The following is a 14626-nucleotide window of genomic DNA, read 5'->3' on the forward strand; positions in this document are numbered from 1 at the left end:
TCAGTTCAACGGCACATTTCATCGGCAGACAGGTCATCAGAATCACATTGCCTGTCAGACCCCATATTTTGAAATTCGTTTACTCGTCGCACTTAGCGCCAAGGAAGATGTCAGGAAAAACTGACTCATGAAACAGGGAACTACTGATCTAACTTTCCGCGTCCGCCGATGGCCGTGTTATTGCCTCCCTCGATACTATGGAATTCATTGAAGGAGGTTATTACTCGGCCGAAAGCGACAAATTAATGCGATCGCATCAACAAAAGGCGCCACACGACAGCAGCCAGTCAACTGCTTCCTGTCTACGGTATCGCAGTTTCACGCAGGGTCTGTAGTCGATGTGATCGCGCCAAGCAGGCGTATTGACGGATCCTAGCAGGCCTGTAATCAGATCAATTTTTGACACCACTTAGCAAACTGACCTCGATGAACATCCCTGCCGCAATCAATACGACCTCCGTTTTATTGTACGCACTTCTTTCGGCCGTTTATAAAACAACGCAGGTTCTACATACCCTACCGGCTCCAGCTAAGCATAGCAATCAACCTGCCACGAATTTTCTTCCAGACGTCGACGTCATCGTTCCGTGCTTCAACGAAAACCCCGATACGCTGCGCGCGTGTCTCGCCTCCATCGCAACGCAGGAATACTCGGGGGCTTTAAAAATCCACGTGGTCGATGACGGATCCGCCAATCGCGATGCGTTGGAACCCGTTTATCGCGACTACGAGCACGATCCGAGATTCAATTTTGTTCTTCTTCCCCAAAACGTGGGAAAACGCAAGGCGCAGATCGCCGCGATACGGGTTTCATCCGCAGAACTCATACTCAACGTCGATTCCGACACGACCTTGGCGCCGGACGTTATAAGCCAACTCATACTGACAATGAGCGATACAGAGGTCGGCGCCGCCATGGGTCAATTGACCGCCAGCAATCGCAACGATACGTGGTTGACGCGTCTGATTGATATGGAATATTGGCTCGCGTGTAACGAGGAGCGCGCAGCTCAGGCCCGATTCGGTGCCGTTATGTGCTGCTGCGGGCCGTGCGCGATATATCGCCGCTCCGCGCTTCTCTTGCTGCTTGACCAGTACGAGACACAGATGTTCCGGGGAAAGCGAAGCGATTTCGGGGAAGATCGTCATCTAACAATTCTCATGCTGGCCGCCGGCTACCGAACAGAGTACGTTCCAGATGCGATCGCTTCGACCGTGGTTCCAGACAGACCGGGGCCGTATCTTCGTCAACAATTGCGCTGGGCGCGAAGCACGTATCGCGACACGCTGTTGGCGTTACGCCTTCTACCCCGCCTGGATCGGTATCTTACGCTGGACGTCATTGCGCAGAATGCAGGCTCCCTATTGCTTGCCGTCGCAATGCTCTCCGGCTTTTTACAGGTCGCATTGACAGAGACGGCTCCATGGAAGGCGTGCTTCGTGATTGCGTCAATGAGCATGCTCCGCTGCTCCGTGGCAGCAGTCCGCTCTCGTGAGCTTCGATTTCTTGGGTTTTCCGCGCACACGCTGGTCAACCTACTGTTCCTACTGCCTGTGAAGGCGTACGCCTTGTGTACCCTCAGCAACAGCAACTGGCTGTCCCGCGGCGTGGCCGCCGGCGGTTGTAGCGCACACGTCGATCCGCCGGAGCACGACACTGAAACGGCCACCACTACAACCCCGAACCGCACAGCTCAGCGTGACAGGCACCGTCGACAGTGGAATGAGCAGGCACTCACGGAATCTGATGACGTTTTCCGAAACAAATGATCGTGTTCGTCACGAGATCTTCCTGAAGAGAACAACCATTTGGATTTCCACGTCATGCCAACTGCAGCAATCACGTTTACAGGTGTCAACAAGTCCTACGGCGGGAAGCTCGCTGTCAATGGACTGTCCTTCCACGTAGAGCCGGGCGAGTGTTTCGGCCTTTTGGGGCCAAACGGCGCAGGCAAGAGCACGACCGCACGGATGGTCCTCGGGATGGCGCTACCTGACGCGGGTACGATCACAGTCCTCGGAGAGCCAGTGCCTGGACGCGCGCGCCGGGCACGTGCACGTATTGGCGTCGTTCCGCAATTCGATAATCTTGAACCCGGGTTCACAGTGCGTGAGAACCTACAGATATTCGGGAGCTACTTTGGCATGAGCGCAGGCGAGATCTCGGTCGTGATCCCCTCTCTGCTCGAATTCGCGCGTCTGGAAAGCAAGGCTGACGCGCGCGTTATCGAATTATCAGGCGGCATGAAACGGCGTCTGACGCTCGCTCGCGCGCTGATCAACGACCCCCAACTACTTGTAATGGACGAGCCCGCGACAGGTCTTGATCCGCATGCGCGTCACCTCATCTGGGAACGCCTGCGCTTTCTACTCGCGCGCGGCAAAACAATTCTTCTCACCACTCATTTCATGGAAGAAGCGGAGCGGCTGTGTAACCGTCTTTGTGTGATTGACGAGGGGCGCAGCATTGCCGAAGGTACCCCTCATGCGCTGATCGAAGAGCAGATTGGCAGCCAAGTTCTTGAGATATATGGCGGCAATCCACATGAACTGCGCCCGTTACTCGAGCCCTACACACAGCGAACCGAAGTGAGCGGCGAAGCATTGTTTTGCTACGCCGCTGATCCCGAGCAGGTGCGTTTGCAGGTGCGGAGGCATACGGGTCTGCGCATTCTCCAACGCCCCGCCAACCTGGAAGACGTGTTTTTGCGGTTAACCGGCCGCGAAATGAAGGACTAGTGATGCGTGATGCATTTATGATAACTCTGCCGGGCAACGCGCTGAACTGGCATACGGTATGGCACCGCAACTACCTTGCATGGAGGAAATCTGCGCTAGTGTCGCTCCTCGGGAACCTTGCGGATCCGATGATGTACCTGTTTGGTCTGGGCTTAGGTGTGGGAATAATGATAGGCCGCGTCGACGGCACCTCATACATCGCGTTCTTGGCCGCTGGAATGGTTGCGACGAGCGCAATGACTTCTGCCACCTTTGAGACGATTTATGCGGCTTTCTCGCGAATGCATACTCAGCGCATGTGGGAAGCGGTGTTATGCACTCAACTCACGATTGGCGACGTCGTTCTCGGTGAACTTTCATGGGCGGCCACAAAAGCCCTTCTTGCCGGCGCTGCGGTGATGGTGGTTGCTGCGGCCCTGGGCTATGCGGCGCTTTCGAGTATCATCTATGTCATGCCCGTCGTCGTTCTCACTGGACTCGCCTTCGCGAGTCTGGCTATGGTGCTCGTCGCCATCGCGCCCAGTTACGACTATTTTATTTTTTACCAAACCCTTGTTCTGACGCCCATGTTGTTCCTGAGTGGCGTCGTCTTCCCGATCGGCCATCTCCCCCGTGCTCTTCGGCAAATTGCGAGATTCCTTCCGCTGACACATTCCGTTGAGCTGATCCGCCCAGCGATGCTAGCACGGCCTGCCGCTAGTATCAGCCTTCATGTGGCTGCGCTTTGCGTGTACACAATACTACCGTTCTTTGTATCGGCGGTTCTGCTTCGCCGTCGCCTAATGTCGTGACGATTTTGGCGATCAATCTGAGCCCCGAGCTTCGCGATGGACTATCCGCGCAGCGCTCATGCCCTCCTTTCAACCCGTTAGATGAACGCCATGACATACCCCATGCAGACAACTGAGCCATTTGTGATCGTGGGGATGCCGAGGACCGGCACTCACTACTTGGAAGAATTGCTGAATGCGCATCCCAACTTGTCAAGCAATGGTGAGTTGCTCAATCCGTATGACCCGATCTGGCCCGACCGCGCCCGGCTTTTCCGTAGCGATCGCGAACTGCTCGAGCTAGCCTATCTGCACTATCCGACTATGACCGGGAATCCGCATTTGACACACGTCGGTTGCAAGATCAACCAGCCTCAGTTTAACGAACGTCCCGGTTTCTTCGAGGCGCTGGCCGCTTGGCCACGTTTGAAGGTACTGCTCGTGATTCGACGAAACACGTTGGAATCGCTTCGTTCTTTGGTGCAAGCAAGACAAAGCGGTCACTGGCTAAAATACGGTCCGGAAAACGACGACTCGCGTCCGCCTCCGCAAGTCATACTGAAAATCGAAGACTGTGAGGCTTACTTTAAAGCCGCGGACGATTTCCACCACTTAATTCTGAACTCCTTTTCACCGTCGACCCTGCTCACCATCGACTATGAAACTCTTCGGGACGATCCGGTCCCAAGTCTGAAGGCGGTCTCAGCCTTTCTCGCAATCTCGGATCACCCTTGCTCTTACAACACATCTCTTCGACGTCAGGAAGTTCGATCGCTCCGGCAGACGGTACTTAACTTCGAAGAGTTGAGGCGTCACTTCGAGGGCAGTCGATACGCCAGTTTTTTCGAAGCTCAAGGGGGTTGATCCTCCCGCCAGACATCAAGATCGCCCCGATAGCTTTCAATTGTCTAGCGTTTGAAGAGCGTTGGCGTTATCGACTCGCAAACTCGGGTTTCGCGGTCCGCAGCCTAGCTAAACTAATTCTTGCGTTCCGAGCAGCAGATGAACTCCGATGTGTATGGCCCGCTATTCCGGTTCAGTGTTCAGCGAGTGGCGCATGAACGTATTGTTATAAGGTGACTTTAAATGGCCTCAACTGTGCAATGGAGACTGTGTTGGGAAAATGAGCTAGGACTCTCGGACCACATAGAATTGTCCGAGTTCTTTCGGGCGACGTATGGCCCAACTGGATCTTTCAACGCAAAACCTTTCGAGGGCAGCCGGAGTTGGGCTGGTGCACGGCCCGAACTCCGCGCGATTGCCTACGATTCGCAAGGGGTGGCGGCTCACATGGGCTCGCTGCGCCGATTCATCAAAGTTGGCACGGTCGATGTTCTTGTAGCCGAGCTGGGACTTTACGGGGTTCGTCCGGATCTCGAAGGACTCGGGATCAGCCATTCGATCCGCGCGATGTATCCGGCATTGCAGGGCCTTCGGGTGCCATTCGCATTCGGCACGGTGCGCCATGAGTTGAAGTACCATATCGCGAGGTTGTGCCGGCATGGATTGGGAACGGTCGTCTCGGGCATGCGGGTGCGGTCAACTCTGGCCGACGTTCGTCTAGATTTGCCCCCGACACGCACTGAAGACGTCCTTGCGGTAATCATGCCGATTGGTAGCTCGATGAGCGAGTGGCCGGAGGGGAGTGCAATCGAGCGCAATGGTCCGGAGCTATGAAGGCTGGTGCTTTACCACAGAAAGCCGTGGAGCCGACGCCCCCCATGCAATTGTCCTTATAGTGGACCGCAATCGAGGTAATGTGAACTTGACACATGTAGCGAATTTCGACTTGCTGCTTCGGGAATTGAACTCCAACGATCCGTGGCGGCTGGACAGTAACCCGTTCGAATTTGAGCGCCACAGGCAAATGCTTCGATTGTCACTTGTCGAGGGCATCGTCATAAATGCACTCGAAGTCGGATGCGCGGGCGGGGCGTTCACGGAAAAGCTGGCGCCTCACTGTCGACGGCTCACCGTCATCGATGTAGTTCCAGAAGCGATCGCGCGAACACGCGCGCGGCTAATGGAACCGGCCAATATCACCTGGATGGTATCAGACATCCAGCGCTTTTCGACTCCGGAAAAGTTCGATCTGATCGTGGTCGCCGAGGTTCTTTATTACCTCGGAAGCATCGCCGAGGTACGGGCCACTGTGCAGAGCTTGGCGCGCATGCTTGCGCCCAACGGGCAGTTGATATTCGGATCGGCTGTTGACGCCAGTTGCCGGCGGTGGGGGCACGTCGCCGGGGCGGAAACGGTGCTCGAAATGCTACGGGAAGAGCTGACCGAAGTTGAGCGCGTGCAGTGCATCGGGCGGTCGTCCAATGAGGATTGCATGCTCGCGCGCTTCCGTAGCCCGAAGGATTTTCCAAATCAACCGAATTGCCTCCGTTAGAGCGGGAGATACTATGCGCATCTGCGGCATCAAACTGACACACGATGGAGCCATCGCTGTTGTGGAGGATGGAAAGCTCCTCTTTTGCATCGAACAGGAGAAGCGGGATAATAACCGTCGTTATCAGGAAATCGTGAATCTCGACGTAGTTGCAACAGTGTTGACCGAACACGGACTGCGTGTCGACGACATCGATCAGTTTGTAATTGATGGCTGGGACGGCGAGATAGAGTCGGAATTTCGCACTTTCAGCGGCCGTACGCCTGTCATCTTGAAAGGTGCTCCCTATATCGAACGCAAGGCCGACGATCTCTTGGATCCGCTCGAACGCACCGGTCTGTTAATCGGCGAACAATCGTATTCGTATCAGAGCTACCCTCATGTTTCGGGCCATGTCGCGTCCGCGTACTGCACCAGTCCCTTCGCGATAAGCGGGCAGCCTGCGTACTGCCTAGTCTGGGACGGCGGCATGGTCCCAAGACTGTACTATGTTCGACTGGACGAAGCACGCCTCGTCAACTGCCTGTTCCCAGTTATCGGCCAAATGTACGCGGCGGCTGGGCATCATTTCGGGCCCTATAAGAGGGCTAGCGGAGCTGACTGGGATCTGGGCGTGGCCGGAAAGCTTATGGGATACATCGCGCTCGGGTCGGTCGACGAAGGCATCATTGCAGTGTTTCGGGAGCTTTACCAGCAACGCTTTGCCGGCGACACCGAACTTGCGCAAGACTACCGCGAGAATGTCCGCATACCAGAAAGATCTCTCGCAGCTGTACGCGACTTTTTCCAAGAATGCGTTCCACAATTGGAGGCCAAGCCTCAAGAAGACATACTTGCATCCTTTCACGTATTCCTCGAGCGTCTTCTGGTTCAAGGAATGGAGGCAGCGCTTTCACGCCATCCGATTTTCGAGCCGCGGAACTTGTGCATTTCTGGCGGATGCGGTCTTAACATCAAATGGAACAGCGCACTACGCGAGAGTCGTCTTTTTGACGCAATCTGGATTCCGCCTTTTCCGAACGATAGTGGGTCTGCGATTGGCGCCGCTTGCTGCTCGATGGCAGCGAACAAAGGCTTCCTGCCGTTGGAATGGTCGATCTATAGCGGGCCAACTGTGAAAACCGGTGACGTGCCGCCCGGATGGACAGCGTCCCCTTGCTCCATTCCGCAACTCGCCGGCGTACTCGCTGAAAATAAACCCGTCGTCTTCCTCGCCGGCAGGGCAGAGCTGGGTCCCCGAGCGTTGGGTGCCCGAAGCATTCTCGCTGCTGCGACGTCCCCTGCGATGAAGGACTTCCTCAACGCGGTCAAGCATCGGGAACACTTTCGTCCGGTAGCACCAATATGTCTTGAAGATCGAGCGGTTGCCGTCTTCTGTCCCGGTACTCCAGACCCCTACATGCTGTTCGATCATCAGACGCGCGAGGAATGGCGGGAGAGGATCCCCGCCGTAGTGCATCTCGACGGATCGGCTCGGTTGCAAACCATTGCAAGAACTTCCGCGCATCCTGTGGCGCAACTCCTGATTGAATACGAAAGACTCACTGGCATTCCTTTGCTATGTAACACCAGTGCCAACTATCATGGTCGTGGCTTCTTTCCGGACGCTGCTTCAGCCTGCGAGTGGGGAGGTGTCGAACATGTATGGTGCGACGGTCTTTTATTGAGCAAGGCATGTAGCACTGGCCTGCCATCGTCAATCGACGAACCAGGTGCTGGCGGCCGGTTTGAGCAGGCGGTAGCCGCACCGCTCGGAGTGTGAATCGAATGAGTGCGTCATGGACTTTCTCTCACCGACGAGCTGCACAGTCAGCGGCAGCATCCCTCAATGTCAAGATTTTCTGACTTGCCATACCGATACCCAACCTCACTGCTCCGACGCCGCGATGCAAGAGCGGACGCCTTGGCTTCCAACAACGGTTTCACCCTTATCGTAGGCAAGTATGACGAAGAAGGCCTCCGTTTCAGATCTTCATGTGCACGGCTTCCGGATTCAGCCGGAGTCGAGAGGACGATTGCTCCGGCAAACGCCCGCCATCCTGTGGTTCACGGGGCTGTCGGCAGCTGGGAAGTCGGCGATTGCCGACAAGGTCGAGGCAATACTGCATGCGTCCGGCCAACTCACCTACATTCTCGATGGAGACTCTATCAGGCTCGGTCTATGCAAGGATCTCGGCTTTGCGGATGCGGATCGCCACGAGAACGTCCGGCGCGTGGCCGAAGTTGCAAAATTAATGGCTGACGCGGGGATCGTTGTGCTGGTGTGCCTCATTTCGCCGTTCCGACGCGACCGGGAACTCGCCAGGTCCACCGCAGGTAGGCACCGTTTCGCCGAAATCCACGTTCACGCTAGTTTGGCCGTAGCCGAAGCTCGCGATCCCAAGGGACTGTATCGGCTTGCGAGAACTGGCGCCATACAGCATTTCACCGGCATCGACTCGCCGTATGAACAGCCGACGGTCCCGGACGTATTCATCGACACATGTTCGAAGTCCATCGATGAAGGCGCGGACCTTGTGGTGAACTGGCTCAATAGCCGCTAGTTGGAGCGAGACGAGTGTGGGCACGCCTCAGAACTGGATTCGATGACCCGATGTCCACGACCGCCAGTTGCCGGAGCGAGCGATACGTCGACACTCGCATGTTGCATACCCTCCTTCCAGAGAACCCGGTGGCAACGAGGTGAGTTTCTTCTTGCACTGCGCTCACGTGGACCAAGGTAGACAGATGATTGATCACGGCAATCTCAATTGCTATCGCGGACGATTGCAACCGCAGTCGCGCGACGCAGCGTTGCTTCCGGCAGCAAATCGGCCTCTCGGTCGTGCCGCATCGATCACTGTCCTGCTTTCACTACTCTGTTCACTTTCCGGCTGCACAGTCGGCCCCGAATATCGCACTCCCGCACCGCCCGCGACCGACAGCTATACATCGACGGCCCTACCCAAACACACGGTTTCGTCGCCCGGTGCGACGGGTCTTGAGCAGCAGTTCAAGGTCGGCGGCGAGCTGCCTGCACAATGGTGGACCCTTTATCGTTGTGAGCCCCTTGACGCGCTGATACGCGAGGCCCTCTCAAATAGCCCGAATATCACTGCAGCCAGCGCGGCGCTGCGCCAGGCGAGCGAAAACCTGCGCGCGCAAACAGGGATCGATCTATATCCCGCCATCGATGCCAAGCTCAATGCTACTCGAGAAAAGCTCAATGGTACGACGCTAGGCCAGCCCAGCCTGAACAGAATACTAAGTCTGTTCAACGCATCAGTGAACGTTTCCTACAACCTGGACCTCTTCGGGGCTGCACGGCACGAACTCGAGGCGCTGGACGCGCAGGTCGACTTCCAGAGTTTGCAGCTACAGGGCGCATACCTGGCGCTGTCAGCGAATATCGTCACCGCTGCGGTCAGGGAAGCTTCCCTCCGCGAGCAGATTGACGCGACCGAGCGTATCGCGGCGGACGAAGAGACTCAGCTCGGGGTATTGCGGAAGCAGCTTGAGTTCGGTGGCGTGGGTCGCGTGGCAGTGCTCTCGCAGGAAACCTTGCTCGCACAAACGCGCGCTACCCTGCCGCCTCTGCGGCAGTCTCTCGATCAGGCGCGACATCAGCTTGCCGTGCTCGCGGGCAAACCGCCTAGCGATAACAGCGTTCCCGAGTTCAGGCTGTCGATGTTCATCCTACCGCAGACCTTACCCGTCACCCTCCCTTCGTCGCTCGTCCGTCAACGTCCGGACATCCTAGCTGCGGAAGCCCTGCTGCGTCAGGCGAGCGCCCAGGTCAGCGTCGCAACCGCGAACATGTATCCGCAGCTTACGCTGTCCGCGAACTACGGCCCGCAATCATTAACGCCAGCGGGCATGCTGAAGTACGCGGACATGATCTGGAACATCGGCGCGGGGTTCACGCAGCCGATCTTTAACGGAGGCCAACTGAGCGCTAAAAAGCGCGCGGCGGAAGCCGCCTTCGATGAGGCCAACGCGCAATACAGGCAAACGATCCTGCTTGCATTCGAAGATGTCGCGGATACGCTCCGCGCACTCGATCACGATGCAACCGCACTCGCCGCACAAACCGAAGCGTGGCGTGCGGCCAGCAGCTCGCTCGAGCTGACGCGCGGCCAGTTTCGTGCCGGCGGTGTCAGTTATCTAGCTCTGCTCGATGCGCAGCGTCAATACCAGCAGACTATCGTCAATCTCGCGCAGGCGCGCGCTGCACGTTACGCAGACACGGCTGCATTGTTCGAAGCACTGGGTGGCGGCTGGTGGAGCGACACTGCGAGGATCCAGACAGGACAGGCGGACCCGGATATCAACCCGCAGTGAACTCTCTTTCTGCTTGCGGCGCCCCGCATGGTTTCGAATGCTGCGCGTCCAACGGAATCTGTTCCTTATCAGTTTGCCGTGCAAGGACACGACGATGACCACAAATAAACCAACAGTAAAACGGATGATAACCATGCTGATCTGCATGGGCGTTCTGCTTGGCGCGCTGATCGGTTTCAACCTGTACAAGGCGCATATGATCCGGAAATTCATGGCGCACAACGCGGTGCCGGCTGCGACAGTCACGTCCGCTGTCGTGAGCTATCAGACGTGGCAGCCACAGCTTGCCGCTGTGGGCAGCCTCCGTGCCGTACGCGGTGTCGACGTGACGACTGAAGTGGCTGGACTCGTTTGCGAGATCGCATTCAAGTCCGGCGAGGAAGTCAAGGCCGGACAGGTGCTCGTGCGTCTGAACGACCGCTCGGACCGCGCGCAGCTCGCCTCGCTAAGAGCTGCCGCCGAGCTCTCGCAAACCGTCTATAACCGCGACACGGCACAGTACGACATTCAGGCGATTGCCAGGGCGCAAGTCGATGCTGACGCCGCCGACCTGAGAAGCAAGCGAGCACAAGTCGAACAGCAGGTCGCACTGGTCGAGAAAAAAACGATTCGCGCGCCTTTCGCGGGACGCGTGGGCATCATGACGGTCAATCCAGGCCAGTACGTCAATCCGGGCGACGCCATCGTTACGTTGCAGGCTATTGACCCCATCTACGTCGACTTTCACCTGCCCCAGCAGCAACTCGGTCAACTGCAAGTGGGACAGAGCGTCGCCGTGAATACAAGTGCATTCGCGAGCCGCGGCTTCGAGGGCAAGATCCGCGCTATCAACCCGCGCCTCGACAGCACGACGCGCAACGTGCAAGTCGAAGCGGCCCTGGACAACCGCGAGCGCAAGCTGTTGCCGGGGATGTACGCGAGCGTAAAAGTCGATGTTGGTCACGAGCAGCGCTACTTGACACTGCCACAAACAGCAATCACTTACAACCCCTACGGTGCAACAGTTTTCGTCATCAAACCGGGCGAGCATAAGGACGCACGCGGCAAAACGATGCCCGTTGCACAACAAATCTTCGTAACGCCAGGGCCCACGCGCGGCGATCAGGTTGCGATCCTGAAGGGCTTAGACGAAGGCGCGCAAGTGGTAACGAGCGGCCAGCTCAAGCTGAAGAACGGCACACCGCTCGTAATCGACAATCGCGTGTTGCCGGCGGACAGTCCTGCTCCGACGCCCCAAGAACAATAAGAGTTCCTCAGATGGATTTCACCGACATTTTTATCAAACGGCCGGTCCTCGCGTCCGTGGTAAGCCTGTTCATCCTCGTGCTGGGCTTACGTTCCCTGTCGACGCTCAAGGTTAGCGAATATCCCCAGACCGGCACTGGCGTCATTACCATTACCACCTCGTACTATGGCGCTAGCGCCGAGACGATGGCGGGCTTCGTTACTCAGCCGCTCGAAGCCGCCATCGCACAGGTGCAAGGCATCGATTACATGTCGTCGAAGAGCAGCACAGGTGTGTCAAGTATCACCGCGACTCTGCGCCTGAACTACGATCCGAACCGCGCGCTAACAGAGATCAATACCCAAATCGCGTCTATGCGCAACCAATTGCCACCCCAAGCGCAACAGCCAGTTTTGACGATTCAGGTCGGCCAAACTACTGACACGATGTATATGGGCTTCTACAGCGATGTGCTGCCAAGCAACAACGTCACTGACTATCTGCTGCGCGTTGTCAAGCCGAAGCTCGATTCAATTCGGGGCGTGCAAACCGCAGAGGTTCTCGGCGGCCGACAGTTCGCGTTGCGCGCATGGCTTGATTCCACCAGGCTCGCAGCACACAACGTCACGGCCTCTGACGTCTACACGGCACTCGGCAACAACAACTATCTGGCGACGCTCGGAACAACCAAAGGCCAGATGACCAGCGTCAGTCTAAACGCTGGTACCGATCTGCATTCCGTCGAAGACTTCAGGAAGCTGGTTGTCAAGCAGAAGAACGGCGCGATCGTGCGCCTAGAGGATGTCGCCAATGTCGTGTTGGGTGCGGACAATTACGATTCCAATGTCGCTTTTAGTGGAAAACGCTCGGTGTTCATCGGCATCAAGGTAGCGCCCGACGCGAACCTGCTCGACGTAGCGAAACGCGTCAAAGCTGTGTTCCCTGATCTGCAGAAGCAGCTCCCCACGGGGGTGTCGAGCGATATCGTCTATGATGCCACGGACTTTATCGAGACTGCCATCGACGAAGTGGTGAAGACGCTCGTCGAGGCACTACTGATCGTGACGCTCGTGATTTACCTATTCTTTGGCAGCTTCCGCGCGGTGATAGTGCCCGTGATCGCGATGCCCCTGTCTCTGATCGGCACATTCTTCATGATGCAGTTGCTCGGCTACTCCATTAATCTACTGACGCTGCTCGCGCTGGTGCTCGCGGTCGGACTCGTGGTCGATGACGCGATCATCGTGGTTGAGAATTTCGACCGACACCTGACGACCGAGGGTAGGCGTCCCTTCGATGCCGCGCTCATCGCCGCGCAAGAGCTTGGTGGCGCGATACTCGCAATGACTGTTGTGTTGATTGCCGTCTATCTGCCCATTGGCTTCCAGGGCGGACTGACGGGCGCACTGTTCACGGAGTTCGCATTTACACTGGCAAGCGCGGTCACTATGTCGGGCGTGGTCGCGCTAAGCCTATCGCCGATGATGTGCTCGCGACTCTTTCACAACGAGCAGCAACCCGGACACTTCAACCGCTTCGTCCATCTGCAGTTTGAGAAAGTGCATCGAGGTTATATGCGGCTCCTGCGCTCGATACTGGACACATGGATCGTTTTCGTCGTGATGGGTGCAATACTGTTATGCGGGACCATGTATTTATTTGCGACGTCACAGTCCGAACTCGCGCCCCAGGAGGACCAAGGCATCGTGCTGTCGCTTATCCAGGGACCACCCAACGCGACTATCCAACAGATGCAGATGTATGCCGACCAAGTGTTCCAGATATCCAAACAATTGCCCGAGTATGCGCAGATGTTTCAGTTGACAGGCGCGCCGACATTGAATCAGGGGTTCGGCGGCGTGCTCTTCAAGACATGGGACAGGCGAAAGAGAGGTGCCTCCGAGTTGCAACAGGAGCTTCAACAGAAGTGGAACGGCATCGCGGGCGCGCGAGTTGCTGCGTTCCAGTTTCCACCCCTGCCCGGTGCGCAAGGTTTCCCGGTGCAGTTCGTGATCAACACGACTGAGCCTTTCGATAACCTCAGCGAGGTGATCCAAGCGGTTTTACAACAGGCGCGCGAAAGCGGTATGTTCCTCTTTGTCGACAGTGACCTGAAGATCGACAAGCCCGAGACCGTCCTGATGGTCGACCGCGACAAAGCCGCCTCGCTCGGCCTTACGCAAAGCGACATGGGGCAGGCGCTCGGAGCTGCTCTCGGCGGTAACTACGCCAATTATTTCTCGGTCGCCGGCCGTTCGTACAAGGTGATTCCGCAGCTTCAGCAAGTCGACCGAATGAACCCATCGCAGCTACTAGACTACAACCTGCGCACTTCCGACGGCAGTATGATTCCTGCTTCGACTGTCTCGAATCTGAAGTCGACGGTTGTGCCCGAATCCATCAACCATTTTCAGCAAATGAATTCCGCAACGATCTCCGGCGTAGTCGCACCCCGCGTCTCGCAGGGCGAAGTACTCGAGTTCCTGCGCAACGCCACAACCCGCGTCGCTCCGTCAGGATACAACATGGACTATTCCGGACTTTCGCGCCAGTTCATGCAGGAGTCCGGCGGCTTCCTAGTCACGTTGATGTTCGCAGCAGTCATTGTGTTCCTTGCACTCGCGGCGCAGTTTGAAAGTTTTCGCGATCCCATCGTCATTCTGGTATCAGTGCCGTTGGCGTTGTTCGGTGCGCTGATCTTCATTAACATCGGCGTTTCCACACTCAACATATACACGCAGGTCGGACTGGTGACGCTCATGGGGCTTATCAGCAAGCATGGCATTCTCATCGTGCAATTCGCGAACGAGTTACAGCGTGCAGGCCGCAGCAAGCGCGAAGCTCTTGAAGAAGCGGCAGGCGCGCGCCTGCGTCCGATCGTCATGACTACAGCCGCCATGGTGCTTGGTGTTCTGCCGCTAGTGATTGCGTCCGGCGCCGGCGCGGCAGGGCGCAACGCGATCGGGCTGGTAATATTCACAGGACTGTCGATCGGCACTCTGTTCACACTGTTCGTGGTCCCGTCGATGTACATGTTGCTAGGTGCAGAACATCACGAGAAGACAACAGCAATGATGTGACCGCCGTCCACGTCCAATGTGGCTCCGGTGCAAATAGGTAGCGTGGTCGAAATAATCTTTATAGATTTGGATACCTTATCGATTGAACAGGACGGAG

11 protein-coding genes are annotated in these 14626 nt (G+C 56.9%); all 11 read left to right on the top strand.

All coding sequences use genetic code 11. The features are described 5' to 3' along the window. Positions 1-426: 426 nt before the first annotated feature. The 11 genes from nodC to EVC45_RS41445 all read left to right on the top strand — a co-directional run bounded on the left by nodC (position 427) and on the right by EVC45_RS41445 (position 14529). Positions 427-1770: a chitooligosaccharide synthase NodC gene (gene nodC / locus EVC45_RS41395; RefSeq protein ID WP_129963873.1), complete on the top strand. Its 1344-nt coding sequence runs from the start codon at positions 427-429 to the stop codon at positions 1768-1770. 54 nt (positions 1771-1824) lie between these two features. Then, the gene (gene nodI / locus EVC45_RS41400) at positions 1825-2739 is read left to right on the top strand and encodes a nodulation factor ABC transporter ATP-binding protein NodI (protein ID WP_129963874.1); all 915 of its coding nucleotides are present in this window, start codon (positions 1825-1827) and stop codon (positions 2737-2739) included. Positions 2740-2741: 2 nt separating this feature from the next. After that, complete coding sequence (locus EVC45_RS41405) at positions 2742-3530, top strand: ABC transporter permease (protein WP_129963875.1); 789 nt, start codon at positions 2742-2744, stop codon at positions 3528-3530. 102 nt (positions 3531-3632) lie between these two features. Then, a complete protein-coding gene (locus EVC45_RS41410; protein ID WP_248295469.1) occupies positions 3633-4373 on the top strand; it encodes a sulfotransferase in 741 nt (246 codons plus the stop codon). A 222-nt stretch (positions 4374-4595) separates the two neighbouring features. Beyond that, the gene (locus EVC45_RS41415; RefSeq protein WP_129963877.1) at positions 4596-5186 is read left to right on the top strand and encodes a NodA family N-acyltransferase; all 591 of its coding nucleotides are present in this window, start codon (positions 4596-4598) and stop codon (positions 5184-5186) included. 82 nt (positions 5187-5268) lie between these two features. Continuing rightward, positions 5269-5904: a nodulation methyltransferase NodS gene (gene nodS, locus EVC45_RS41420; RefSeq protein WP_129963878.1), complete on the top strand. Its 636-nt coding sequence runs from the start codon at positions 5269-5271 to the stop codon at positions 5902-5904. A 13-nt stretch (positions 5905-5917) separates the two neighbouring features. Then, positions 5918-7666, top strand: coding sequence for a nodulation protein NodU (gene nodU / locus EVC45_RS41425; protein WP_129963879.1), 1749 nt, complete (start codon positions 5918-5920; stop codon positions 7664-7666). Positions 7667-7847: 181 nt separating this feature from the next. Further along, complete coding sequence (gene cysC, locus EVC45_RS41430) at positions 7848-8447, top strand: adenylyl-sulfate kinase (RefSeq protein WP_129963880.1); 600 nt, start codon at positions 7848-7850, stop codon at positions 8445-8447. A 184-nt stretch (positions 8448-8631) separates the two neighbouring features. Continuing rightward, positions 8632-10224: an efflux transporter outer membrane subunit gene (locus tag EVC45_RS41435; protein ID WP_248295470.1), complete on the top strand. Its 1593-nt coding sequence runs from the start codon at positions 8632-8634 to the stop codon at positions 10222-10224. A 94-nt stretch (positions 10225-10318) separates the two neighbouring features. After that, entirely contained in the window at positions 10319-11470 is a 1152-nt protein-coding gene (locus tag EVC45_RS41440) for an efflux RND transporter periplasmic adaptor subunit (RefSeq protein WP_129963881.1), read from the top strand. A gap of 11 nt (positions 11471-11481) precedes the next feature. Further along, positions 11482-14529: an efflux RND transporter permease subunit gene (locus EVC45_RS41445; protein WP_129963882.1), complete on the top strand. Its 3048-nt coding sequence runs from the start codon at positions 11482-11484 to the stop codon at positions 14527-14529. Positions 14530-14626 lie beyond the last annotated feature (97 nt).

The sequence above is a fragment of the Paraburkholderia sp. UYCP14C genome (genome assembly GCF_004197395.1).
In the GTDB taxonomy this organism is placed as follows: Bacteria; Pseudomonadota; Gammaproteobacteria; order Burkholderiales; family Burkholderiaceae; genus Paraburkholderia.

Excerpts from the sequence above, each read along its gene's own strand:
- nodC (WP_129963873.1), top strand. The coding sequence starts at position 427 with ATGAACATCCCTGCCGCAATCAATACGACCTCCGTTTTATTGTACGCA.
- nodI (WP_129963874.1), top strand. The coding sequence starts at position 1,825 with ATGCCAACTGCAGCAATCACGTTTACAGGTGTCAACAAGTCCTACGGC.
- EVC45_RS41405 (WP_129963875.1), top strand. The coding sequence starts at position 2,742 with ATGCGTGATGCATTTATGATAACTCTGCCGGGCAACGCGCTGAACTGG.
- EVC45_RS41410 (WP_248295469.1), top strand. The coding sequence starts at position 3,633 with ATGCAGACAACTGAGCCATTTGTGATCGTGGGGATGCCGAGGACCGGC.
- EVC45_RS41415 (WP_129963877.1), top strand. The coding sequence starts at position 4,596 with ATGGCCTCAACTGTGCAATGGAGACTGTGTTGGGAAAATGAGCTAGGA.
- nodU (WP_129963879.1), top strand. The coding sequence starts at position 5,918 with ATGCGCATCTGCGGCATCAAACTGACACACGATGGAGCCATCGCTGTT.
- cysC (WP_129963880.1), top strand. The coding sequence starts at position 7,848 with ATGACGAAGAAGGCCTCCGTTTCAGATCTTCATGTGCACGGCTTCCGG.
- EVC45_RS41435 (WP_248295470.1), top strand. The coding sequence starts at position 8,632 with ATGATTGATCACGGCAATCTCAATTGCTATCGCGGACGATTGCAACCG.
- EVC45_RS41440 (WP_129963881.1), top strand. The coding sequence starts at position 10,319 with ATGACCACAAATAAACCAACAGTAAAACGGATGATAACCATGCTGATC.
- EVC45_RS41445 (WP_129963882.1), top strand. The coding sequence starts at position 11,482 with ATGGATTTCACCGACATTTTTATCAAACGGCCGGTCCTCGCGTCCGTG.